The following is a 258-nucleotide window of genomic DNA, read 5'->3' as shown; positions in this document are numbered from 1 at the left end:
ATCAGACAATCTGTGTGAGCACTGCACTCAACCTATCTCAGGTAAGGAGGTGATCCAACCGCAGGTTCCCCTACGGTTACCTTGTTACGACTTCACCCCAGTCATGAGCCACAAAGTGGTCAGCGCCCTCCAAAAGGTTAAGCTACCGACTTCTTTTGCCACCCACTCCCATGGTGTGACGGGCGGTGTGTACAAGGCCCGGGAACGTATTCACCGTAGCATGCTGATCTACGATTACTAGCGATTCCGACTTCATGG

1 rRNA gene is annotated in these 258 nt (G+C 52.7%); it reads right to left on the bottom strand.

Features of this window, described 5'->3' with window-relative positions:
- Window positions 1-42: 42 nt before the first annotated feature.
- Window positions 43-258: ribosomal RNA gene (locus tag EAE90_RS23495) — 16S ribosomal RNA — on the bottom strand; the annotation flags it as partial.

The sequence above is a fragment of the Photorhabdus caribbeanensis genome, assembly GCF_018448885.1.
Lineage (GTDB): Bacteria > Pseudomonadota > Gammaproteobacteria > Enterobacterales > Enterobacteriaceae > Photorhabdus > Photorhabdus caribbeanensis.
Note: the sequence above shows the minus strand (reverse complement) of the source record. Positions and strands in the feature narration are given on the sequence as shown.